Here is a 21923-nt window from a genome sequence, read left to right as displayed (position 1 = left end):
TTTATAAGTAATGTTGGCTGAAAACTTAAAGAATATAAAGATATATAAAAGAAAAGCAGTAAAAAATAACAGCTAAAATTTCTTCCTTCAAGAATTAGGATTTTTACCCGATTGGGGGCGTTGTTGGCGACGCTGTTCCCAGCGCCAGAGAAAGACCATTAGGGTAACTATTCCTACTTGGAGAGCTAAACTAGGCAAAGCACTCTCAACATCCCGTCCGGCAAGCACTTGGAAAAAAAAGACAAATGCGCCAATCGAGCCAGAAGCACCGAAAGCGATGTAGATGAATTGTCGGAAGCCGCGATAAGGAGCGGCTACTTCTGCTTTGAGGCTGGCATATTGTTCAGGGTTAAGGCGATTTTTGGGATTTTTATCTACCATGATTAAATCATGTTATACTCTTAGATTGTGTACGCCGATGTGGCTCAGTGGTAGAGCAGCTGATTCGTAATCAGCAGGCCGTGGGTTCAAATCCCATCATCGGCTTTGATCAAAGTATTGCTCAATACTCAAGTTTGACATAAATCAAGTGTACAGTGACTAATTATTTCTCGTCGGTGACAGATTACAGCTATTTTCAGGTAAATAGACCACACGGTAGGGGCACAGCATTGCTGTGCCCTTACGACAGATGTGGTTCAAATACTTGAATTCTGCTCTAATGTCGTTGTGAGAAATTATTGTCATCAAACCTAGTAATTTGCTTCCGTATATATTGGTGACAAATTATCAAAACAGAATTCAGGAGTCAGGAGCCAGAATGGGCTAAACCTTAGCTATCCGCCAACAGAATTGAATTCTGTGATTTAACACCCCTAGTCCCATTTTCAAGCTAGGTGGATTATTGCAGCAAGGGAGTTGTGCCATTACCATTAGTTGAGGCATTCGCAATTGCAGCTTGAGTAGGTTGAGTAGTAAGAAGTGCTACAACTGGAGTAACTTTTGAACTAGATTGTTTACTTCGTTTTCGATTAGATCCGCCAGCCTTGGAATACTCTATACTGTTTCTGCCGTAGACAGTTGCAACTCCACTTAGCATTCGTTCAGACATTTCGGAGAGGGCTTTATCCATCTGGGTTACTGTTTTACGCGATTCTTCCAGATTGGACACCAGCGTATTATTAGCTTCTACCATTGCACGGGTAGTATTGATTAAGTGGTTGTAGGCTTCAATAGTTAACCCATGTCCTAAATCCAGATTTTCATCAATAGATTTAAGCAAGGCGAGACGAAGTTGGGCTTTGTCAATAGCAGCAGAACCACGAGTTTTTAAAGACATAACACATCCTTTTTTAATAATTCTTTTTCAACATAGTAGAGTATCCTTTTACCTGAGATGGGTAGTTTTGTGGATTTATCTCATTAAAAGTTCAACGAAATAATTACGAGTTTGCCTGTATTTTTACTCATTTTTCATATCGATTTGTTGTTTGAGAATAAGTACAATCAGCAATAGTAATCACAAAATCAATAATTGCGTACCTCGAAATAACAAATGCGTACCCCGAAATAACAAATGCGTACCCCGAAATAACAAATGCATACTCCGAAATAACAAATGAGTACCCCGAAATAACAAATGCATACTCCGAAATAACAAATGAGTACCCCGAAATAACAAATGAGTACCCTGAAATAACAAATGAGTACCCTGAAATAACAAATGAGTACCCTGAAATAACAAATGAGTACCCTGAAATAACAAATGAGTACTCCGAAATAACAAATGAGTACTCCGAAATAACAAATGCGTTGGCGTAGCCCAACCCAGGCATCGCCAAATCGAGAAATGCGTTGGCGTAGCCCAACCCAGGCATAAGTAGATGAACAAAAATATTTACAGTCATTGCGAACGAAGCAAAGCAATCCCAACCCTTGCGATTGCTTCATTCCGCTTCGCTCCATTCGCAATGACGTTGTGTAATTAATTCTGTTTAAGTACTTAGCTAGATTAACTTTTGATTATGAAAGTAAAATGAAATTATCCTCCACCTAAGCCCCATCATGGTTGTCCCAGAACTCGAACAACAACTCCTTCAGCTTTCACCTGACGATAAATTGTATATTATCCAACTCCTGGCACAAAGCCTGACTACACACAATAACAACGCCCAGCCTGTGCAAACAAGCAAAATATCAGAATTATTCCGTCAATCCCCCGTGGCTGAATTACCCGAAGAATTTGACGTTACTCGATTACTAAAAACCCTCATTGAGTCCCTACAACCAGCAACTCCAACCGAAATAACAGAATACCCCTTGCCTCAATTCTATGGATGTATCCAAGATGAAACCTTCTTCCGTTATCCCCAAGGACAACAACCAGAACGCGAACCAATCCTGTGAAATTCCTGCTCGATACTAACACCTGCATTATCTATATGCGGGGTAAAAATTCCACTTTAAAACAGAAACTAGAATCCACTGCCACTAAAGATATTGCCGTTTGCTCAATCGTCAAAGCTGAACTATTTTATGGTGCAATGAAAAGTGCCAATCCACAACGGAATATTACTTTACAACAACAATTTTTAGCCCAATTTACATCACTACCCTTTGACGATTTAGCAGCAACAACATTTGGAACAATTCGCTCTCAACTAGAAGCATTAGGTACTCCCATTGGCGCGTATGACTTACAAATTGCCGCCATCACGCTGACAAATAACTTAACCCTCATCACCCATAACACTAGAGAATTCCAACGCATTAATAACTTGTTGATTGAGGATTGGGAGATATAGCGATCGCCTAAATCACAATTGCGTTAGCGTAGCTCAACCCAGGCATCGCAAAATCTATAAACGCGATCGCACCCTTGTTTTACCTGAAACTGCCACTGGGCGATCGCATGAACAATCTTTGCAACTGGTATTTGACAAGCAAGTGGCGCTAAAAGCACTTTGTCAGGGACAAACTGTAATTCCCTTTTAGTGCGATCGCCTGCATCAACAATTAAGTTCCGTTAAAAATTATCGTAAATAAGTAGTGATGCTATAATCTTTGATATTAGTGTAAATTTTTATACGTATCTTCAATCCAAACAAAGACCATCTTATAATTGAATTCTTTGACATAAAATATTTCATGATCAAGCCAGCTTGCAATCCAGGTTCAAGGGTTCGTTACAGGGCAAACATCAAATTATCTAAAGAGCAAGATGAAGAGCTTAATATTTCTTCATCTATTGTGTCTGAAACTACTTCTTTACATGGTGCGCTTACAGCTAAAAGTAAGAATAAACGCAAATTAACAGTAGTTGATTATATAGCAAGAAAATTTACGGATGCTGGGTATGTTCTTTTTCCCGCAGTTCTAGATGCTGCTTAATATAGTGTAATCGCTGATGTTAAAACCATTCAAATTATTATTTTATTAATTTAAGTTAATATTCAAACTTATGAATAGATCTGATAATAACAAACATGAGAATTATGAAATTCTTAATTTAATTGGATATGGTTTAGCTAAATTTGATATGGATTTTGTTATAGAATTTAGTTTTAAAACTAAGCAAGAGTTTTTTCTTTATTTTGTAAACACTGGTATTGCTAAAACTGTAGGAACAATAAAAAATAGACAAGATTTATTTGATCCTTTTTTTGATAATGCAAGAAAAGGATGGTGGCAAAAGGGAAATACATATATTCATCGAAAAATACTCATTGATTCCCTCTTTGGTTCAGAAGATTATAAATCTTATGCAAATATTATCAAACTCTACTTAGATAAAAAAATCAGTAGTATAGACACTATAGATGCAAAATCTATAAGCCCTATTTTAAAGAGCAAATTTAAGCAACTACAAGATACGGGAAAAGCAGCAGAACTGTTTTTTATGAAAAACTATCAAAGTATCCAGGAATTTAAAGATGGTTTTTTAGAGGATGCCCGAACGTTTGGAGATGGCTACGATTTTCAAGTAGATGTTTTCCAAAAAGCATTTTTAGCTGAAATCAAAGGCATTAAATCTAATTATGGTAGTGTAAGATTAACAAATAATGAATTTTTGAAAGCGCAGGAATATAGGAAGGATTATGCTCTGGTCGTAGTAAGTAGTTTGGAAGATGTTCCAAAGTTTAGTATTATTTTTGATCCTGTAAGCAATATAAGTTTTACGAAAAACATTATATTACAAAGACAAATAACTTTTAATTCTAACTATCTTACTTGGTAATCTAAATTATTAATAATTACATAATTTACTATATTTTAAATGATTTAGCAGAAATAGCAAGACGAATCACCTCTACCTACAGAAGTTATAGAAATTAACTCTGTTACTGGTGAAGGAATTAGAGGGACACCTGAAGCAAGTGGGGCGTGGAAAGATGATTTGATCCTGCAAGCTGTTAATGCCCTGAAAGATCAGCCGAGATACCAAAATACGGGTACATTAGTAATTGTCAATTTAGATTCTAATCTAAAGAAAAGCGCTAGTAGAAACTATACTCAGCTTGGCAGTGTTTTACCTGGTGATGCTGGAACAGTACCTTATGGAGTTGCTCGTAACTATCCCGCGTTATTAATGACTAGATTAAAAGGTGAGGTTGATTCTCAAGGTGGTTGGGATGGAGTGCCTTTCTGGGTTCCAATTATCCGATTTCCAAATGGTAACTACGCCTTTTCTGTAAATGAAAGCTAATTTAAATTTCTTCAGATACCCTAGATAAACAACTTTTGAGAAGTTAGCATCTCCTCAAACGCAAAGCAGCAGTGATCGCAATGCTTCTGCTCCCATAAAGCAGAGATTTTAAACCTAACCCCACACTTTAAAACATTTGGAAAGTAAACGCAAATTATGGCGTTCACCGCTCATACGACATCAAAAGCAGGGACAATTTTGCTGTGCGATCGCGCATTTTCGACAATCAGAAAAATTCAGTCAAACTCAGTTTCGCAGAAAGCTTTTAACAAATCAATACAATTTGCGATCGCTCCTAAATGAGCAATTTCATAACCGTGGGTATTTTGGGTAGGAAATGCCAAACAAGCAGCACGCCCAACATGCCCAAATTTCATCGCAATCGAAGCATCACTACCAAACTGACTCAGTATCGTTAGCTGCATCGGCATATCCAACTGTTTAGCACAGTGGCACAGTTGGCGATTTAGCCCTTCATCATATATCCCATAAGCATCTTGAGAAAAAAGTACAGGACTTTCGCCATCTTTAACAGGATATTCATCAGATAATGGACAAATTTCTAAAGCAATTAAAGCATCCAAACGCTGGTTTTGGGTAAAAAATAGCGCCCCAATTGCTCCGACTTCTTCTTTTGCTGACGCCACCAGATAAACATCAACATCTGGCTGTTTCAGGTTTTCAGCCAAAGCTAACAAAATGGCAACAGAGGCTTTGTTATCCAAGGTGTAACTGGCGATATGATCCTTTAACCTAATTGGATACTTGCGATGTTTGCCGACTACCATTCTAGTTCCAGGTCGAATGCCAGCTGCTTCTAATTCAGCAGATGTGAGCTTCGTTTCAATCCAGGCATTTTCCCACTTAACAGTAGTATCTTCCTGCTGGACTTTTTGAGGAGATTCATGGGAAACATGGCGGGAACCAAAGCTAAGAATACCGCTAATGGTTTCGTTATCACCGATTAAATCTACAACTCCTTCGCCGTAAACCCACGGGAAAGAACCGCCGAGTTTACGGACTTCAACACGACCTCCATCACCAAGAGTCTTGACAATTGCGCCAATTTCGTCTTTATGTGCCGTGATAGCGATCGCTCGGTCTGGATTTTTGCCTGGAATCTTGGCAATAATATTATCAGCGCGATCGCACCAGACTTCTACATCCAGCGCCGCAAATCGTTGCATCAACAACTGGTTAATCTCAGCTTCTGCACCACTAGGAGAATGGTGCATCACCAATTCTTCAATAATTTCAAATAAGCGATCGTAATCCCACATTAATACAGTTAATTTAATTTTCAACTATTATTATGGGACAATTGTGCATCAACAACCCGACCTGCTGGTACAAGTGCTGACCTTTTTTGTTGACGCTTCAGCACTCCTACCGCACCAAAAGCACCAAGCGCTAAAATCCCCAAGTTTATTGAGGGTTCAGGTACAGACTTAGCATCAATCGCAGCCAGTGCAGTGTCTGCTATCACCTTATGAACAGCAGTCGTTGGGTGGACATCGTCCCAGAAAAGAAACTTGTTGTTTCCTGGGTTACATATATCTGGTCTAGATAGACAAGACTCGGTTACATTCGTAAAACCCAATGCACTTGCCTGATTAAATAAAGAATAAATATCAACAGAGAAGATGTTGAGATTCGGATTTTGGTTCAAAGCGCTCACAGTTTCTGCTAAACCCAAGTCAAACTCGCTACTCGATTTGCTAAGGGCTGTAGGGTTACGGCCTTTGGTTTTAGCTGCTGGTAGATCTCCTAAATCTGGCAAGTTAAACACCAAAATATTTTTTGCGCCGGCTCCTACGAGAGTATTCAACGCCACAGATATATTACTGATTGGCGTGGTCGAGTCTTTGGGGTTAGGAAAAAGGAAATCATTTGCACCTCCCCATAATGTATAAAGTGCATCTGGATTAGCAGTTTGATTATTTGCTTTCAAAGTTCCAGCAAAATTAAGGACTTGTTTAAGTACTCCCGGTAAACCTGAATCGGGAAGGACAGCATTATCTAAACCAGAGCTAGCACCACCGATAGCGAAGTTTATTCCTTGGGTAGGAGGTGTGGAAGGAATAGTAGTGAATAAAGTAGGCTTTAACCCTAGCTGATCTCCGAGATAATCTACCCAGTTCGGCCCATCAGAAAAACGTCCTTCAAAGTAAGGTGGGCTTTGAGGGTATCCTTTCCCAGTAAGATTATATATATTGCCTGTATCGGAAAGACTATCGCCAAATACATAAAGTTGATCAAAACTCGCAGCAGAGGTTTTGGTTGGCAACATGAAAGAAAATAGAACAAATCCTGCCGCTACAGCTTGTTTTTTCATATTTGTTTTACCTGTGGTATTTTTTAATCTGTTTAAAAGTAATCAAGGGGCAATATGACAACTAGTCTTTTCTTGAGTTACTTCAAAACCAGGCATATTTAATGAGTTAATTTGCGTTATTACACCTAACTATGCCTTAAAAATTCATCATACACAGGTAAAAACACTGTAAATACTTAGATTTACATTTTCTTGATAAAAATAGGTGGATTAAAAAGAAATAGCAAAGTTTTCATTCTAGATATAGAATTGCCCACTTTTATGCAGGCTGGCTATCAACTAACCGCAAGAGAATTGCGTAACCCTTCGTAGACATCGCTTTAACTTCGCTTTAATTTCAAAGCCTCAGCAGCCGATACACCCTCACCCTGAGTGCCGAAATACCACAAAACTGTAGCAGCCTCAGCCCGAGTTACTGGTTTTTTAGGTTGAAACAGAGTCGTATAACCAAATACCCGCCGAATATTTGATTGTTCGCTATTTTGGTAATCAACCAACACTGCTCTTAAAGCCTTAGGGTCAATTCGCGCTGCGTCTTGGAAACCCCAGGTTTGTTTGACCGCATCTAAGTTAGCAGAGGGTAAAGCTTGGCGAGTATCTAGGGGTAATTTCCACAGCAGCAACGCCTCCCGCGTTAGGGGTGCATCAGGACGAAACAAAACTGCTGTAGAATCTCCAGACAAAGGACTGGGAATTAACCCAGCCTCGGCTAATCCCTGAATTGCTGGAAAATCAGGGTCTTTTGCGGGCACATCACTAAAAGCTGGTTGAGTACTTTCTGATGCCAAGCGAATTTGTTTAGCTGGATTGCTGGGATACATAGCATTGTTAGCAGCAATTAGCCAACGGGCATATTCCCGATGTGTAACGATTTTACCGGGTTCAAACTGGTTAGTTGTGGTAGTAGAGTTGCTCTTAGTTGCCTTTGGCTCTATGGATAAAACGCCTAATGCAGCCAAGTCTTGGATGTGTTGCCGCCATTCTTGCGGTATCTTATTGAGATCGTTGAATTCCTGAGATTCGGGTGTGGCTGTAGGAGTTGTTTGGTTATTAGCCGTACTTGGTGGCTGTGTTGCCAAGTTTGCAGGTGGTATCGGTCCAATGAACTGTGGATCTGCTGGTTGGGGAATGGCGTTAGTAGTTTCGTTAAGATTTGTAGTTGGGGTAGGCTGTGCCGTAACGGTACTATTCGGTACGTACTCAATCAGTAATTCAGTGGCTGTTTGGGGTTGATTGGGTGTGGCGTTAGTAACTGATTTAGGCTGAATGGAAACCTTCAACAGCAAATCGTTACGACGTGCCTCAAAGACATCTGCCGCATTATCTGTTGGCTGTTGCAAAATCTGCCAGTTATTTGTTTTAAACTGGCTGCTATAAAAGCTAGCAATAAAGTTGCTGGGATCAGAACTCAACCAACGAGTTGAGACTCTGTTTTCTGAGCCACTAGCAGGTGTAACTTCCTGTAGTTTGGCATTGGAATATAGTGGAATATCTTTAGGAAAATCAGATGGTAACTGAACTTTTGATTCGTTTTGCTGTGCTTGTGGTTGGTTACCCTGAGATTCTCCAAAGACAACTGGATTGCTTTGCAGCTTAGGATCTGCCGCCAAGGATTGCTCAAGGTTTTTGGCGACTGGACTGTTAGCACAGGCTGTTAACGAAGTCAGTAGAACAGCCCAAATTAGAAATACAGCTGGACGTTTACAGGGAAGCACAGGAAATCACAAATTGAGTTTCAATTCCTACCCTAGCGCAGACTGTTCATTAAATGGGCATGGGTCATTAGAGACTGGAATATTGAAAAAACCCCATTTCCTCTGCCTCTGTGCCTCTTCATATCACGAAAAGACACTACCAACTCACCACGTCCTCTTGGTAAATGTCTCTGTTAGTCAAGATGATGATATCTGCTATAGGTTTGTTTATTTAAATGTCAACTAAGCCCTATCTCTAAAAATGAGTAAACGGTAGCAAAAGCTACCGTATTGTCTTTGTTTTACAGCCATTAGGTTTTGATAATTCCCATGCTTATTTATAGAGTTCCCTAAAATTCTGGCAAACTAACACTTGGGAAAAAAAAACATAAATAAACCTGAAATACTTGCTAGATAAGAGTTTTATAATTTGGCTCCTCAAAGTTAGTAGTTCACCACACCAAGTTGGATGGGTGAATCAGTTCGTAGTCGGGACTTTAGTCTTTGATTTGAGTGCTGAAATTGTTGCCTTATCAAAGCACTAGATTGAGAATCAATTTTTTAGATAGTTGTGGAAATATTCAGTTGGCAGAGTGGATAACTGATTGAGAACTTGCTAAAGAACAGCATAGCTAGCAAAAGCTTTAATCTCCTTGCAGATGCACTAGTTGTAATGCGATGCCTACGGCGGGCAAAGCCTACGCCAAGCAACTGAAGTGATAGACTAGGACTAAAGCCCCCCTCAGCCTCACCCAAGCAAGGAAATAGCTCAAGTTCGCTAACGTTCGCTTACAATCGATTCTGGAGATTATTCATCTGACGATGGTAAGCTGAATAAGGCAATAGGTGGAATGCCAATGTTAAGCAATTCCAGGAACTTAGCAGCATAAGTTTGTGCTTCTTGGCGACTGGGATCATAGGCAAAGCAGTCAAGTGTCACAGCAGTTTCCCTAATATCTATAAATTGATTTTCTAGGGAAAGTGCTACTTGTATTGTAGCCACGAGTTTATTGGCAGCCTCAAAAGCAGTGAGTGCTGACTCTAAAAGTGCGTAGTTTACCGCCGTAGGCATCGCCTCTATGTTTTCCATTGCTTTCTCTTGGGCAATCCATCTCCTGTTCTTCTGGGATAGGGCAGGGGTTCTTTTAGGAAAGGCTGGGCACAGGCTGCGCTTTACAAGTTATAGAGGCAGTACATAGTCAGCTATAGCTGTTTCCTAATCCTACTAATGATTGGGTAGAGGCAAAAAAGACACTTCATCGGATGCACTGGCGGTTGAGAAAACCCTCTACAAACTTGGTTTGAACAGTTAACAGCTTCCTGATAGATTAGATACAATTAGCATCTGCGTTTGGTACAGTGATCACTAGTTCAAGGCGAGTAATCAAATTGACATGCTGCTCAAATAGCCAATTTGACATAGTATTAAACCTTTTACCTGCTGGTTCTGGCGAATATTTTTGATTTAGGGCAAATTAAGACTTATATTATTCAAGGGCAAAGGTGTTTCTTGGAGGTGAAGTTAGCCAAAAAGGGGCAAAAGGCTGAAAAAGATATGTCTGATGTCAAAAACGCAGATCTAATCGGAGTATGAATGAAGAAAAAACAACGATCATCGACAACCGTCAGTCAATTTTACTTTCTGTAAAACGTCGCCAGGTTGTTACCAGTGCTGAAACACGATTACATGCAAGTTTCCCAGGATCAGCCTATTTATTCTGAGGCTCCACTCCAACTGTTACTATTTGTCGATGAACGCCCAAAGTCGCGACAACAGGTGCAGCGAATACGTGCTTACTTAAAAGAATTACAGGCTGAGTATACTTTTGAAGTTCAAATTATCGATATTGGACAACAACCTTACTTAGCAGAACACTTTAAATTGATCGCAACGCCAGCTTTAATCAAAATCCATCCGGAACCACGACAGATATTAGCTGGGAGTAATATAGTAGCACAATTGAAAAACTGGTGGCCTCGCTGGCAAGCCGCTGTAGACGCTTACTTAAAATTACAGGAAGACTTGCAAGAACGTATAGAGGACAAAGCTAGGGCGACATTACCCAAATCCACTATCCATTCAGTTGCTGTTTCTGCTGAACTAATCCGACTCTCAGACGAAATTTTTCGCTTGAAACAGGAAAAAGATAACCTCCAAGAGCAGCTACAGTTTAAAGACCGGGTGATTGCTATGTTGGCACACGATCTTCGCAATCCCTTAACTGCTGTCGCGATCGCCATAGAAACTCTCCAATCTAACTACAATTTAGAGAAAGGAGAATTTCAGCGCCTCAAACCATCGATGACGGCACATTTATTAAAACAAGCCCGTAATCAAACTAAGATTATTGATCGGATGATTGCCGACCTTTTGCAGGTAGGTCGTGGAAAAGATACAGAACTCCCTATTATACCAGAAAAGGTACAGTTAGGGAAACTGTGCTTAGATGTATTAGAAGAATTGTGCGATCGCTACACCGCCAAATGCCAAGAGGTAGAAACAGATATTCCCAATGACTTGCCATATGTATATGCTGACCCAGAACGCATCCGCCAAGTGCTAGTAAATTTGTTGGATAATGCCATCAAATACACCCCAGAAGGTGGCAAGATTAGTGTTGCCGGATTGCACCGTACTACCCAAAAAGTTCAGTTCAGTATTAGCGATACTGGACCTGGTATTCCTGTAGAGAATCGCGATCGCATCTTTGAAAACCACTTCCGCCTGGAACGGGATGAAGGTACAGAAGGTTATGGCATTGGTCTTTGTTTATGCCAACGCATCATCCTGGCACATTATGGTCAAATTTGGGTAGACTCTGCCCCCAATAATGGAGCATGGTTCCACTTCACACTGCCAGTTTATCCTTCTTAGAGATTGGGCACTTTTACTAAGCGACTTGTACCCAGCGGGCCCCTACGGGGAAGCAAGCTACACGCAGCGTCTCGTAGAGAAGTCGAGGTAAGCCGTTGGCGTAGCCTCTCCAAGAGTTGTATTGGGCATTGGTCAAAGCAGAACTAAGAACTTGAGACAAAGCGATCGCGCCCCCCGGCTTTAGCTTGGTAGAGTGCTTTATCTGCCCGTACAATCAAATCTAAAGGTGAGGATTCCCAAGTAGGGACAACGGTCGCCACGCCCATACTGAGGGTGACATACTGACTCACTACAGACCCGTCATGAACAATTTGCAAATCTTTGATTCCAGCTTGGATCACTTCGGCAATGTGAACTGCGCCAGATGCAGGAGTGTATGGCATAATCACAGCAAATTCTTCGCCACCATAACGCGCTACTAAATCCTGATGTTTTTGTACCTTAAAGCTTAAGACACCACCCACCTTTTGTAAACAGATATCCCCAGCAGGATGGCCATATCTATCGTTATAAAATTTAAAAAAGTCGATATCACACAAAATCATTGACAAGGGAGATTCCTTTTGTACAAGATTAATCCACTGAGTATTGAGATAATCGTCAAAGCGGCGACGATTAGCCAACTCAGTTAAGCCATCTACATTGGCAAGGTGCTGCAAAGCTTGGTTTGCCGCCTCTAATTGTTTGTAAATTTGCGCTTCCTTTAGCAGTCGGCGCAACCGCTGGCGCAATACAGGCCAGTGAATTGGCTTAGTGACATAATCAATTGCCCCTGCGTCAAAAGCAAGGTTTACGGATTCTTCATCGTCCAAGCATGTGATCATTAATATGGGAGTGCGCTCCCATATCTGGGAGATCACAGTATTGTTAAGGCTTGAGTCAGTATCAAAGGTTTCAACGGCTGATTTTAAATTATTTTTGGCAATTTGGAACAAGTGCTTACAGCAGGTAAAGCCATCCATCACAGGCATTACAGCGTCTAGCAAAACTATATCTGGTTTGATAGTCTCGTAAGCATCTAAACATTGCTTACCATCATTGACCTCGACCACTCGATAACCTTCTTTTTCCATAGCTTTACGCAAGAATACTCGAACACTGTTGTCATCATCAGCCACTAAAATCAGGGGTGGTTGCTGTAGTTGCTGCTTACAATTAGAAAATGGGCTTATGCCTGACATGAATTGCCTTCCACTTGCGGGACTATCCTGAAAAAGGCTGTGCAACTCGATCGCATGGTGGCGATCGCTCTTTTCATCAATGCCAGGATTTGCGGCAAAGGTGTATCGGGCTTTACAATCAACTGTTTTTTGACACTAGACTGCTCAATGTTAGTGAGCCAAGCAAGCGGTAGATAACTAAGTTGCATAGACAATCTATAATTGGAACACGAAGGCAATTGTTACCTTTTCGTTCGGCTATGGTTATGGGAGGAAATGTTACTTTTATATTTCCCTATTGTTAAAGTCAAATTGCGATTTTTTTGAAAATTGTAAGTGCACACCTTAATTATTTAGTTCTGTAATTAGTTTAGAAACCTAGTGAGACAGGGCAAAGCAATTGCCAAAGCGTGCTTAGAAGATAGCTAATACTAAAGACTAATATCACCTGGCTTAAATTTATTTAGTCTATTCACAAGGCTTGCAGAGGTTTAGTATAATTACATAAGATTAAGGTTCAACTTAATGCAAAGCTTAATTATCAAGTCGTTCTGAGTTAATAAATTAAGTAAAAATTCTCCTTGAATTCGATTCAGTATATCTAGTTATATTAAAAAATAGTTTGTTTTTTCGGAAAAACAGCAATTTAGTCGCTAAGGTTATATTAAATATAGATATACTAAATAAAAATTAATATTTTTAACAATTAAACTCTATAATTGGTTCACAGACAGCAGATAAAACCGCCATCTTTTTGGCGAGACAAACAACAAGAAGTATTTATAAAAAACTTAAAGTTTATTTACGTTTACTAAATATTTAAAATGCCAGACTCATTAATGTATCAGCAGGATCATTTTGTTGTTCTAGAAACAAATCAGCAAGAACAATTTCTTACACAATCAGAGTTATTAGAAAAGCTCAAAACAACTCTCCAACAACTCATAATTCAAGATTTGCCGCCTGACTTGCAAAAGTTTGATTCTGTGGAAGCTCAAGCACAATATTTACTGGACACCAGTTGCGAATTAGATATTGGGCCTGGGCAATATTTACAGTGGTATGCAGTTCGTTTAGAAAAGTAACTTTTTGGTCAGTTGTTTAGAAGAAAAGGAGTTAACGAAGAAGTAGCTTCCGATGCTCAATGACTCCCTAAAGCTGAGTTATCCGTTGGTGTAGCCCGCACTTCTCTACAAGACGCTCTTGCTAGTAAGATTCCCGTAGGGGTACGGCATGGTTCGACTGCGCTCACCAGCTGCTCAGTGACCACCGTAGGCATCAGAACTTCTCCTGACGGAGACACTGCACGAACGGAGGAAGCAGGGGAGAAACCCTATACTTAAAAACCTTGTCATTACCAATATCAAATAAATCTTCCACTTCGTTGTTATCCCGCCTTGAAATAAATTCTGAGGCTAATAGCTTGCATTCCTCTCAAGAAAACTAAATACAATATTTTAAGTGATGTATATGGACATCTTTTGTGAAAGTGAAAATTGAAATTCACGCTTAGTAAATAGAAGCTATTAGTCCAGAATTTAAGTTATGGGTGGGATGTCAATTAGCGCAGCACTTTGACTGTTACATAAATGTGGGTAACGACAAGCCATAAAGGCATGACGTTTAGGTAAGGATAATTTTTGATCTTGACTATTGACTACTGACTAGTGACTCTTTTTTAGTATTGATCAGCGCTAACTCAATTGTATTTTCAGATGGCTGCGTTATTTTTATCTCCAATCCGGGGCCAAAATAGTTGGTCATTTTTTCCTGCTTTTTTTGCCACACATCAATTGGTATTAGTGGAGAATCAAATTCCAAAATTAGGGCATAGTTGCCATTAACTTCTGTTTCTCGCAACCCTGTGACTGTTGGTCGTTCCTGGTCTGTGGGACTCAAACCCAGAAAAGAAAGTGTTGTATCTAGATGAGCATCTTGACCGTAGCAATATCGGGTGATGTCTTTGCGAATTTTATTTTGAGTATCAGTTGCTTGCTGCTGGCGCAGTATCAATGCTGACGGTGATGTAGTTTGGCTAAATGGTACTGGCTTAAGTTCATTAGCTTTCAGCGCTAGCCCTCCTAACAACAGAGGAATCCCGTAAAAAAATCCGACAAGATTGAGTGTGGCATTATCAGCAGCATAGGCGACGAAGCCAATGATGGTTAATATGCCACCAATAGTTAAACCGAGTGTTCCCAAAGAGATTTGGCGTAGCATGAGCTTAAATTAGTATAAAGTCTGAATACCTCAGTTTTATTATCATCGGCTATGAGTAACAAATTAGGAAAGAACATCGTCCCCAGGTGGTAATATTCAACCAACTCAAAATTGCCAGATTAAGACTGACACAAAGAGAAGTCAAGAGCTTCTGGCTTGGTTTCTCCGATTAGAGACGCTCTTGCTAGCTGGCTTTTGAGTAGGGGTACACCAGACACGGAAAGTTTTTAAGGGAGGAAAGTTAGTGTAGTAGAATTACTAAGGGCGTATAGTGCCCCAGAATGTTGGATTTTGAGTTAACTTTAAATTTAAAGGTAGTTAAAGATAGGAAAAAATAATGGATGTACAGACTATAAAAGAACGAATTGTCGCAGTTCAAAGCAAACGCGAGTACCTGTTAAGCCTACTGGAGCAACCTAACCTGGGAACTTTGAGAGTTGACGTAAATCAGGCTTTGGAAGAACTGGATGAATTAATTGATGAATTTAGACGCACCATTCCGGTAGGGTAGAAATTATCAAAAACTGCGTCGGTCTAACCGTCAACTTCAAGCTATACCGACGCTCCTCAGTAGGATCATTTCCTCAAATCCCCAGAATTGAACTAAGCTGAAGTTGGCAAAGCAACATAGCTCATTATTTATCCATCTCCTGCACGCTGACCCAACTGCCTAACTAAGGCAATAAGTTCGCTTGTAGGTACATCTTTCTTGCAAACGTCATCAAAGCTAGACATTGCCTTTGTCCCCTGAAAATTTACATCTTCCACTGAGGAGTAAGCAAGGATCTGGGTGTTCGGAGATATAGCTTTAATGTGACTAGACGCACTCCAGCCATCCATGACTGGCATCTGTAAATCTAGAACAATTACGTCTGGATGGCAACGTTTAACCATTTCTATAGCTTCTTTACCATTACTAGCTAAACCTACTACTTGAATATTTTCCTGGCAAGAAAAAACTAATTGTAAGGTTAAACGAGTCAGTTCGTGGTCATCAACTACTAGAACACGCAAGGTAGAAAGCTCACAAGATAACATTAACATTTAGGAAAAAGACAATTTTATTTAAAATAATGTCTCCAGTTTATGGGAATAAGTGCCAGCACTTACTCTATCCTATGGTTGAATAACTTGTGTGAACCCATGACAAACAACTTAGATAACTTCTCAAAAAATTAAAGTTTTCTAAAAAAAACTAAGTTGAGTTAGTTGTCAAGCTAGAAGTAACTAATTTTTTAATCAATTTTTTAATCAATCAGGTTGAGGCTACACCAGTTACGCGTAATGCCATATTCATGAGAATCTTTTGTGAATTAGCTTCTGGAGAATCATCATAGGGACGGCGTTGAATGTAAGTGCCATCAGCTTGTAATTCCCAAGCTTGGCGATTATCTGCGAGCATAATTCCCATAATTTCTTGCAAATCTTTTGCAATATCCGGGTCTTTCACTGGGGTAATTACTTCCACTCGGCGATCTAAGTTGCGGCGCATCCAGTCGGCACTGCCAATATAGATTTCCTCTTGTGTATTGTTATGAAAATAAAAAATCCGAGAATGTTCTAAAAAGCGACCGACAATGCTGATTATGCGAATGTTTTCACTAATGTCTTTGAGTCCTGGACGCAAACAGCAAACACCCCTGATGATTAAGTCGATTTGCACTCCGGCGCGGGAAGCTTCATATAAAGTAGCAATGATTTGCGGATCAACTAGGGCATTCATTTTGGCAACAATGCGCCCAGAAAATCCATTTTGAACATTTTCGATTTCGCGGTGAATTAGTGCCAAAAAGCGATCGCGCATATTCACAGGTGCAACCAGCAACTCTCGATAAGACTTTTGCAGGGAGTAGCCTGTCAAGAAATTAAATAAATCTGTGATGTCAGCAGCCAATTCTTCACGGCAACTAAACAATCCCAAATCTGTATACAGCCGTGCCGTTTTCTGGTTATAGTTACCTGTGCCAATATGCACGTAGCGACGTATGCGGTCTTTTTCCCGCCGTACCACCATGACGGTTTTACTGTGGGTTTTTAGTCCCACTAAACCATAGACAACATGAACTCCAACTCTTTCTAGTCGTTTTGCCCAGTAAATATTATTTTCCTCATCAAATCGCGCCTTTAATTCCACCAGCACGGATACTTGCTTACCATTTTCGGCAGCAGCAATTAAAGCGTTGACAATGGGTGAGTCGCCAGAAGTCCGGTAAAGAGTCATCTTGATGGCTAACACATTCGGATCGTAGGCAGCATGGGTAATAAAGCGCACTACTGTAGCCGTAAAGGATTGATAGGGATGGTGTACTAGCAAATCCTTTTCCCGAATCACAGCAAAAAAGTCTTTTCCTTCGTCCGTCTCCAATGAATCTGGGTTTAAACTCGGTTCCCTCAACCTTTGCAGGCGTAATGGTACAACAGATTGGCGTGGTGGATCTTTGAGTTCCGGCAGTGGTAATGCCATAAAATACATTAAATCCCGTAGACCCAAAAGACCGTCTACTTCATAAAAATCACTTTCTGTTAATTCCAAATCATGCAATAATCGCGATCGCACTATTTCGGGAGTTTGGGACTGAATTTCTAGCCGGACTGGACTCCCACCTAGCCGCCGTTTTCGCAATTCCTGTTCGATGGCTAACAACAAATCATCTGCTTCATCTTCTTCTAATACCAAATCGGCATCACGGGTAATGCGGAACGGATGATATTCTTGAATATTCATCCCTGGAAATAGAGATTCCAAGTTATGAGCGATCGCTTGTTCTAAAGGGACTCCAATCCAGTGGGCAGGTTTTTCATTGTTCTGATCTCCTAATTCAGGCGGTATCGGTAAAAATCGTGGTAGAACACTGGGGACTTTAACTCTGGCAAAGAATTCTTCTTCGGTGTCTGGGTTTTTGACCACAACAGCTAGATTCAGACTGAGATTGGAAATAAAAGGAAAGGGATGACTAGGATCAACAGCCAAGGGAGTCAAAACTGGAAAGACTTGTTCCTCAAAATAACTGTTGAGATGAGTCCGCTGTTTCTGATTCAAATCTATGTAATCCAGGATATGGATGCCTTGATTTACAAGTAGGGGACGAAGTACTTGCTCAAAATGTTGATGCTGTTTCTTTACATGAGGAATCAGGGTAGACCTAATATCATCTAGCTGTTGTTGTGGTGTCCGACCATCGGGAGTTAACAGGCTGACTTTTGCCTCTACTTGTTGCTTTAAAGCAGCAACACGCACCATGAAAAACTCATCCAAATTAGAGTTAAAGATTGCCAAAAACTTGAGGCGTTCGAGAAGGGGCGTGCGATCGTCACAGGCTTCATGTAACACCCTGCCATTAAATTCTAACCAGCTTAACTCTCGGTTAAGATAATATTGTGGATCGTTTAAATTGATGGGATTGGCGCTTTTCTTCGATTTTGCCATAACGATCTTAGGGTAGCCAGATGTAGTCTATACAGATGGATAACAATACACATAGTAAATTAAATCGGGCATCCAAGTGAAGCGGTTTGTCTTTAATTATCGCTTTTATCGGTTGAAAAAATTAAAATATCAAAACAGTTATTTTTCTGGAGTTTCGTTTTTCTCCTCAGTTTCCTTAGCTGCGGTGGCAATTGGCAATTGCAGATTTTGGTTGTAGACTAACTCTTTGTTAACTGCTACTTCTAAATTGGGTAAAGTATCGCTGTTAGTGATGCCATTTTGAATAGGAACCCGTTCAACAAGATAAACTCCTTCTGGCAAATTCCCTAACTCGCTTATTTAAAGCAGTTTCTTCTGCATTGTAATATGTTTCAAACTACTCGTCGCCGTCTTGCCGTCTGGTACACTGCTATCACTGCTGTATTACTACTATTATTCGCCAGTGGAGTATATTTATATGTCCGCAGTACATTAATCGAGCGGATTGACGATACCCTCAATCATGTAGTGGAAATTGTAGAGCGATCGCTTGTAGTTGAGTCGATCAATGATGATGTTGACAAATTTCGCATTAATCTAGAAGCCAGTTTTCGTGATAATGCCGACACTGTAGAAGATGACCATATTGACCTAGAATGGTTTAGTGGCACTGGCGAATTACTTTGGTCAACGCTATCCGAACCACTAAATATTCCCATTCGTCCTAACCGTACTGGCGAAACTGTACGCGTAGTTAAGGAAGAAAATTCAAAATTCAAAATTCCTAACTCCTCACTCCTCACTCCTCACTCCTCACTCAAAACTGAAAACTCAGCACTGTTATTGCGACAAGTTACCCAACGGGTGGAAGTGGGACGGCAGGTATTAGGATATCTGCGTGTAAGCCATCCCTGGTTTGAAGTCACTAAACCCAGTCGCCAATTAATTTTTGATTTGGCGCTAGGTATTGGGTTAATGGTGCTTTGTGTCGGAGCAAGTGGTTGGTTTCTTTCGGGTAAAGCGATGGAACCTGTAGGTGAGTCCTACCAACGCCTTAAACAATTTACTGCTGATGCTTCACATGAACTTAGAAGTCCCATTACTTTGATTCAAACCAATGTGCAAGTCGCCCTTGCTGACTTGGATTTAGCAGAGACAGAGGCAACTACTTCTATGCAGTATCGGCAACAGTTAAAGGTAGTGGAACGGTTAACGCAGCGTTTGGGTAAGTTAGTCAATGACTTACTGTTTCTAGCACGGCAGGATAGTGGTATTAGCAAAGATATTTTTTTACCTTGTCCGCTGGATGCCTTGCTGATGGAAGTGGTTGAAGAACAAGAATTGTTAGTCCCTGAAAAAGAAATTACCCTTTCTCTAGATTTAGTTGACCCTCCCGCCTCAGAAACAAGCCCCGAATTACTGGAAAATTGGTTTACACTTATGGGCAATTGGGATCAACTGGTGCGGCTGTTCACAAATTTAATTGCTAATGCCTTACATTACACTCCAGCAGGTGGACGGGTGAAAGTGGGATTGGCACGGATAGAGGGAATAAATCGCGTTTCTGGACTACGTTACACCAGTGCCCTGTTGCAAGTTAAAGTGAGTGATACCGGAGTTGGAATTCCAGCAGAAGCACTACCACGTTTGTTTGACCGCTTTTATCGGGTAGATCCGGCGCGGACTCATCCAACTGGGAATACAGCTACAGCCAGTGCGACTGGTTCAGGATTGGGATTAGCGATCGCTCAAGCTATTGTCGAACATCATCAGGGTCATATTCAAGTTGAAAGTATCCAAAGCATTGGCACTACGTTTACTGTCACTTTACCAATAACTCTTGAGTCTTAATTCGGCAATAAATATTTGTTTCTTGTGATAGATGTAGAAAAGTAAATAAATTAACTACTTTATATAATAACAATTGCAGTATTTAACCGCATTAAATTTGCTGTTTAAAAACTATTAAAAAAATAAGTGTTTTTCTAGGAGTCCACAAAGAATATGAAATCTCAAAATTTTCGCAAGTCCGCTGAGTTATTTGGCGCTATTTGTGGAGGATTACTGATTAGTCTGCCAGTAATTCCTCAAGTAGTAGCACAGCAGTCTCCTCCCAAGGTTAACCCTTGTCCGAGAATTTTCTACGAAGAACCACATAATAATCAGGTTGTGGTGCCGCCGGGATGTCCTCCTAATGCCCTAACTAAAAGACTAGCTGCTCAAGGGCTTCTTCCCGTCCCTGCTACCCCATCACCAGAGCAAACAAGATTGAGTGTCGGCAGTGAAGCTCCAGAATCAGGTGTCACAACACCACCCTCAGTTCCTAGCGAGCAAACTCAACAGCCCTCACCAGGGGCGGTTTCCAGCGACCAACCACAACTACTACAACCACGGCAAACCCCCAGCGCTACGATCGCCCTAGCAAATGGTACAGTTAATATCAAGTTGGTAAATGAGACTGCGGCTAATGTAACTTTCCAAGTGATTGGCGATACGGCACCGCGATCGCTACAAGGTAAGTCAGATGTAACACTGCAAGGTCTAAAGGCACCAGTAACGGTAACATTTGAACGACAAGATGGTGGACAGTTGAGCGTGACTCCACAACCCTCTTCAGAGCCAGGAAGCTTAGAAGTTACATTTAAGGAAGCCACGGATGCAACTCAAGGCAGAAGTGCTATGAGAATTGAACGAAACGGTTCTGTCTTCTTGAATTAGTAAAGGCAGGGGTGGGTTAAGTTCTAGCTGTTCTCAATTCAGTCAACTTAAGCCCTGGTGATATAGAATTCGCGGCTAGGGACTTCCAGAAATGAGCTTATTTGCAATTAATCCTGGCTCAAACCGATGATTGCAGGCTGGTTGCTCTTTAATCCTGGCTCAGTTGCAGATAATCCAGGCTCAAATGAAATTATAGTTGCTCTCTAATCCTGCCTGAAAACAACGATCATTGCAGGTCGGGGGATTTCTAATTGCAGGTCGCTACACAATACGGTTCGGTTTTTCTGTGCCCGACCCACTTGAAGTCACAATTGAATTAAAAGTATAAGGAACTAAAAATGTGGCTGACCAAGGTTGATCATATACAACTAACCTATCCTGTAGAAGCTGAAGAAAAAGTTGCAGAATTTTATACCAAAATTCTGCAACTCCCAGAAATTGAAAAGCCGCTCTCGCTCAGGGCAAACGGGGGAAAATGGTATGTCTTGGATAACATGCAATTACATATCAGCAGAGAGCAGGTTAAGAGAACAAGCTCAAAGCAGCACGTTTGTTTTGTTGTAACCAATTTAGACCAGTTCAAGGAATATCTCTTGGCACACCAGATCGAAATTGTCCCTGATAAGCAACCACTGAAGGAATGTGAGCGTTTTTATATATTCGACCCAGCGGGTAACCGTCTAGAAATCACCAAATTTACCGAGGTATAATAATGAGAAACTCAATAGCTGAAGCATTAACCTTTATCTCAGATGAGGCTTCCCAGGATATCAATGAGATAATCGTACTGGGAAAAAGCTTTGCCCTCAAAGCAATTGAATTGAGAAGCATCAATAATAAGAACGTTTGCACATTCAACTCGACAGAGCT

General features: G+C 40.7%; 27 protein-coding genes and 1 tRNA gene. 13 read left to right on the top strand and 15 right to left on the bottom strand.

Annotation, left to right across the window (positions count from 1 at the left end):
• Positions 1–87: 87 nt before the first annotated feature.
• Entirely contained in the window at positions 88–381 is a 294-nt protein-coding gene (locus V7K46_RS02230; RefSeq protein ID WP_335110614.1) for a DUF3493 domain-containing protein, read from the bottom strand.
• A 33-nt stretch (positions 382–414) separates the two neighbouring features.
• On the opposite strand from V7K46_RS02230, the gene V7K46_RS02225 reads away from it, so the two are divergent.
• Positions 415–486 (top strand) — tRNA-Thr (locus tag V7K46_RS02225).
• Positions 487–841: 355 nt separating this feature from the next.
• Here the strand turns inward: V7K46_RS02225 and V7K46_RS02220 are convergent.
• Together V7K46_RS02220 and V7K46_RS31920 are read right to left on the bottom strand one after the other, a co-directional pair.
• Positions 842–1279, bottom strand: coding sequence for a hypothetical protein (locus V7K46_RS02220; RefSeq protein ID WP_335110612.1), 438 nt, complete (start codon positions 1277–1279; stop codon positions 842–844).
• Positions 1280–1406: 127 nt separating this feature from the next.
• Positions 1407–1775, bottom strand: coding sequence for a hypothetical protein (locus V7K46_RS31920; RefSeq protein ID WP_442939797.1), 369 nt, complete (start codon positions 1773–1775; stop codon positions 1407–1409).
• A gap of 229 nt (positions 1776–2004) precedes the next feature.
• On the opposite strand from V7K46_RS31920, the gene V7K46_RS02215 reads away from it, so the two are divergent.
• From V7K46_RS02215 to V7K46_RS02190, 6 genes are all read left to right on the top strand, one after another.
• Entirely contained in the window at positions 2005–2346 is a 342-nt protein-coding gene (locus V7K46_RS02215) for a hypothetical protein (protein ID WP_335110610.1), read from the top strand.
• Positions 2343–2744, top strand: coding sequence for a type II toxin-antitoxin system tRNA(fMet)-specific endonuclease VapC (vapC, locus tag V7K46_RS02210; protein ID WP_335110608.1), 402 nt, complete (start codon positions 2343–2345; stop codon positions 2742–2744). The genes V7K46_RS02215 and vapC overlap by 4 nt, the downstream gene beginning before the upstream one ends.
• Positions 2725–2934: a hypothetical protein gene (locus V7K46_RS02205; RefSeq protein WP_335110606.1), complete on the top strand. Its 210-nt coding sequence runs from the start codon at positions 2725–2727 to the stop codon at positions 2932–2934. The genes vapC and V7K46_RS02205 overlap by 20 nt, the downstream gene beginning before the upstream one ends.
• A gap of 153 nt (positions 2935–3087) precedes the next feature.
• Positions 3088–3330 (top strand): hypothetical protein, encoded by a 243-nt coding sequence (locus V7K46_RS02200; protein WP_335110604.1) that lies wholly within the window; start codon positions 3088–3090, stop codon positions 3328–3330.
• A gap of 70 nt (positions 3331–3400) precedes the next feature.
• Positions 3401–4177, top strand: a complete 777-nt coding sequence (locus tag V7K46_RS02195; protein ID WP_335110602.1) for a DUF3883 domain-containing protein — start codon at positions 3401–3403, stop codon at positions 4175–4177.
• 159 nt (positions 4178–4336) lie between these two features.
• The gene (locus V7K46_RS02190; protein WP_335110600.1) at positions 4337–4645 is read left to right on the top strand and encodes a hypothetical protein; all 309 of its coding nucleotides are present in this window, start codon (positions 4337–4339) and stop codon (positions 4643–4645) included.
• Between the two features lie 236 nt (positions 4646–4881).
• Here the strand turns inward: V7K46_RS02190 and V7K46_RS02185 are convergent, their stop codons facing one another.
• The 4 genes from V7K46_RS02185 to V7K46_RS02170 all read right to left on the bottom strand — a co-directional run bounded on the left by V7K46_RS02185 (position 4882) and on the right by V7K46_RS02170 (position 9764).
• Complete coding sequence (locus tag V7K46_RS02185) at positions 4882–5925, bottom strand: M42 family metallopeptidase (RefSeq protein WP_335110687.1); 1044 nt, start codon at positions 5923–5925, stop codon at positions 4882–4884.
• A gap of 20 nt (positions 5926–5945) precedes the next feature.
• A complete protein-coding gene (locus tag V7K46_RS02180; RefSeq protein WP_335110598.1) occupies positions 5946–6980 on the bottom strand; it encodes an SGNH/GDSL hydrolase family protein in 1035 nt (344 codons plus the stop codon).
• 320 nt (positions 6981–7300) lie between these two features.
• The gene (locus tag V7K46_RS02175) at positions 7301–8695 is read right to left on the bottom strand and encodes an S-layer homology domain-containing protein (RefSeq protein ID WP_335110596.1); all 1395 of its coding nucleotides are present in this window, start codon (positions 8693–8695) and stop codon (positions 7301–7303) included.
• Between the two features lie 787 nt (positions 8696–9482).
• Positions 9483–9764, bottom strand: coding sequence for a hypothetical protein (locus V7K46_RS02170; RefSeq protein WP_335110594.1), 282 nt, complete (start codon positions 9762–9764; stop codon positions 9483–9485).
• A 579-nt stretch (positions 9765–10343) separates the two neighbouring features.
• Here V7K46_RS02170 and V7K46_RS02165 point away from each other — a divergent pair.
• Positions 10344–11549 carry a histidine kinase gene (locus V7K46_RS02165; protein WP_335110591.1) on the top strand — a complete coding sequence of 402 codons (1206 nt, stop codon included), beginning with the start codon at positions 10344–10346 and terminating at the stop codon, positions 11547–11549.
• 16 nt (positions 11550–11565) lie between these two features.
• Here V7K46_RS02165 and V7K46_RS02160 read toward each other — a convergent pair whose 3' ends face one another.
• From V7K46_RS02160 to V7K46_RS02150, 3 genes are read right to left on the bottom strand one after another with little or no spacing between them, the layout of a single operon-like run.
• On the bottom strand, positions 11566–11709 hold the full coding sequence (locus V7K46_RS02160; RefSeq protein WP_335110589.1) for a hypothetical protein: 144 nt from the start codon (positions 11707–11709) through the stop codon (positions 11566–11568).
• Positions 11693–12730, bottom strand: coding sequence for a PleD family two-component system response regulator (locus V7K46_RS02155; protein WP_335110587.1), 1038 nt, complete (start codon positions 12728–12730; stop codon positions 11693–11695). The genes V7K46_RS02160 and V7K46_RS02155 overlap by 17 nt, the downstream gene beginning before the upstream one ends.
• Positions 12718–12918, bottom strand: coding sequence for a hypothetical protein (locus V7K46_RS02150; RefSeq protein WP_335110585.1), 201 nt, complete (start codon positions 12916–12918; stop codon positions 12718–12720). Before V7K46_RS02150 ends, V7K46_RS02155 begins: the two co-directional genes overlap by 13 nt.
• A 615-nt stretch (positions 12919–13533) precedes the next feature.
• Between V7K46_RS02150 and V7K46_RS02145 the strand changes: the two genes are divergently transcribed.
• The gene (locus V7K46_RS02145; protein ID WP_335110583.1) at positions 13534–13794 is read left to right on the top strand and encodes a chlororespiratory reduction protein 7; all 261 of its coding nucleotides are present in this window, start codon (positions 13534–13536) and stop codon (positions 13792–13794) included.
• A 56-nt stretch (positions 13795–13850) separates the two neighbouring features.
• Here V7K46_RS02145 and V7K46_RS02140 read toward each other — a convergent pair whose 3' ends face one another.
• Positions 13851–13988, bottom strand: a complete 138-nt coding sequence (locus tag V7K46_RS02140; RefSeq protein ID WP_335110581.1) for a hypothetical protein — start codon at positions 13986–13988, stop codon at positions 13851–13853.
• Positions 13989–14359: 371 nt separating this feature from the next.
• Entirely contained in the window at positions 14360–14929 is a 570-nt protein-coding gene (locus V7K46_RS02135) for a DUF2854 domain-containing protein (RefSeq protein ID WP_335110579.1), read from the bottom strand.
• 337 nt (positions 14930–15266) lie between these two features.
• Between V7K46_RS02135 and V7K46_RS02130 the strand changes: the two genes are divergently transcribed.
• Positions 15267–15440 carry a hypothetical protein gene (locus tag V7K46_RS02130; RefSeq protein ID WP_335000552.1) on the top strand — a complete coding sequence of 58 codons (174 nt, stop codon included), beginning with the start codon at positions 15267–15269 and terminating at the stop codon, positions 15438–15440.
• 128 nt (positions 15441–15568) lie between these two features.
• Here V7K46_RS02130 and V7K46_RS02125 read toward each other — a convergent pair whose 3' ends face one another.
• The 3 genes from V7K46_RS02125 to V7K46_RS02115 all read right to left on the bottom strand — a co-directional run bounded on the left by V7K46_RS02125 (position 15569) and on the right by V7K46_RS02115 (position 18677).
• On the bottom strand, positions 15569–15973 hold the full coding sequence (locus V7K46_RS02125) for a response regulator (protein ID WP_335110577.1): 405 nt from the start codon (positions 15971–15973) through the stop codon (positions 15569–15571).
• A 211-nt stretch (positions 15974–16184) separates the two neighbouring features.
• Positions 16185–18356: a polyphosphate kinase 1 gene (gene ppk1, locus V7K46_RS02120; RefSeq protein WP_335110575.1), complete on the bottom strand. Its 2172-nt coding sequence runs from the start codon at positions 18354–18356 to the stop codon at positions 16185–16187.
• 138 nt (positions 18357–18494) lie between these two features.
• The gene (locus V7K46_RS02115) at positions 18495–18677 is read right to left on the bottom strand and encodes a hypothetical protein (protein WP_335110573.1); all 183 of its coding nucleotides are present in this window, start codon (positions 18675–18677) and stop codon (positions 18495–18497) included.
• A 45-nt stretch (positions 18678–18722) separates the two neighbouring features.
• On the opposite strand from V7K46_RS02115, the gene V7K46_RS02110 reads away from it, so the two are divergent.
• From V7K46_RS02110 to V7K46_RS02100, 3 genes are all read left to right on the top strand, one after another.
• Positions 18723–20186 carry a sensor histidine kinase gene (locus V7K46_RS02110; protein ID WP_335110570.1) on the top strand — a complete coding sequence of 488 codons (1464 nt, stop codon included), beginning with the start codon at positions 18723–18725 and terminating at the stop codon, positions 20184–20186.
• A 153-nt stretch (positions 20187–20339) separates the two neighbouring features.
• Positions 20340–21053 (top strand): hypothetical protein, encoded by a 714-nt coding sequence (locus tag V7K46_RS02105; protein WP_335110568.1) that lies wholly within the window; start codon positions 20340–20342, stop codon positions 21051–21053.
• A gap of 338 nt (positions 21054–21391) precedes the next feature.
• Positions 21392–21763, top strand: coding sequence for a VOC family protein (locus tag V7K46_RS02100; protein WP_335110566.1), 372 nt, complete (start codon positions 21392–21394; stop codon positions 21761–21763).
• Positions 21764–21923: the final 160 nt, after the last annotated feature.

This window comes from Nostoc sp. (genome assembly GCF_036917395.1).
In the GTDB taxonomy this organism is placed as follows: Bacteria; Cyanobacteriota; Cyanobacteriia; order Cyanobacteriales; family Nostocaceae; genus Nostoc.
Note: the sequence above shows the minus strand (reverse complement) of the source record. Positions and strands in the feature narration are given on the sequence as shown.

Coding starts and splice junctions, on each gene's coding strand:
- V7K46_RS02125 (WP_335110577.1), bottom strand. CDS start 15,973: ATGTTAATGTTATCTTGTGAGCTTTCTACCTTGCGTGTTCTAGTAGTT.
- V7K46_RS02110 (WP_335110570.1), top strand. CDS start 18,723: ATGTTTCAAACTACTCGTCGCCGTCTTGCCGTCTGGTACACTGCTATC.
- V7K46_RS02195 (WP_335110602.1), top strand. CDS start 3,401: ATGAATAGATCTGATAATAACAAACATGAGAATTATGAAATTCTTAAT.
- V7K46_RS02215 (WP_335110610.1), top strand. CDS start 2,005: ATGGTTGTCCCAGAACTCGAACAACAACTCCTTCAGCTTTCACCTGAC.
- V7K46_RS31920 (WP_442939797.1), bottom strand. CDS start 1,775: ATGCCTGGGTTGGGCTACGCCAACGCATTTGTTATTTCGGAGTACTCA.
- V7K46_RS02140 (WP_335110581.1), bottom strand. CDS start 13,988: ATGCCTACGGTGGTCACTGAGCAGCTGGTGAGCGCAGTCGAACCATGC.
- V7K46_RS02180 (WP_335110598.1), bottom strand. CDS start 6,980: ATGAAAAAACAAGCTGTAGCGGCAGGATTTGTTCTATTTTCTTTCATG.
- V7K46_RS02100 (WP_335110566.1), top strand. CDS start 21,392: ATGTGGCTGACCAAGGTTGATCATATACAACTAACCTATCCTGTAGAA.
- V7K46_RS02130 (WP_335000552.1), top strand. CDS start 15,267: ATGGATGTACAGACTATAAAAGAACGAATTGTCGCAGTTCAAAGCAAA.
- V7K46_RS02135 (WP_335110579.1), bottom strand. CDS start 14,929: ATGCTACGCCAAATCTCTTTGGGAACACTCGGTTTAACTATTGGTGGC.
- V7K46_RS02145 (WP_335110583.1), top strand. CDS start 13,534: ATGCCAGACTCATTAATGTATCAGCAGGATCATTTTGTTGTTCTAGAA.
- V7K46_RS02230 (WP_335110614.1), bottom strand. CDS start 381: ATGGTAGATAAAAATCCCAAAAATCGCCTTAACCCTGAACAATATGCC.
- V7K46_RS02170 (WP_335110594.1), bottom strand. CDS start 9,764: ATGGAAAACATAGAGGCGATGCCTACGGCGGTAAACTACGCACTTTTA.
- V7K46_RS02185 (WP_335110687.1), bottom strand. CDS start 5,925: ATGTGGGATTACGATCGCTTATTTGAAATTATTGAAGAATTGGTGATG.
- ppk1 (WP_335110575.1), bottom strand. CDS start 18,356: ATGGCAAAATCGAAGAAAAGCGCCAATCCCATCAATTTAAACGATCCA.
- V7K46_RS02220 (WP_335110612.1), bottom strand. CDS start 1,279: ATGTCTTTAAAAACTCGTGGTTCTGCTGCTATTGACAAAGCCCAACTT.
- V7K46_RS02150 (WP_335110585.1), bottom strand. CDS start 12,918: ATGCAACTTAGTTATCTACCGCTTGCTTGGCTCACTAACATTGAGCAG.
- V7K46_RS02200 (WP_335110604.1), top strand. CDS start 3,088: ATGATCAAGCCAGCTTGCAATCCAGGTTCAAGGGTTCGTTACAGGGCA.
- V7K46_RS02155 (WP_335110587.1), bottom strand. CDS start 12,730: ATGTCAGGCATAAGCCCATTTTCTAATTGTAAGCAGCAACTACAGCAA.
- V7K46_RS02105 (WP_335110568.1), top strand. CDS start 20,340: ATGAAATCTCAAAATTTTCGCAAGTCCGCTGAGTTATTTGGCGCTATT.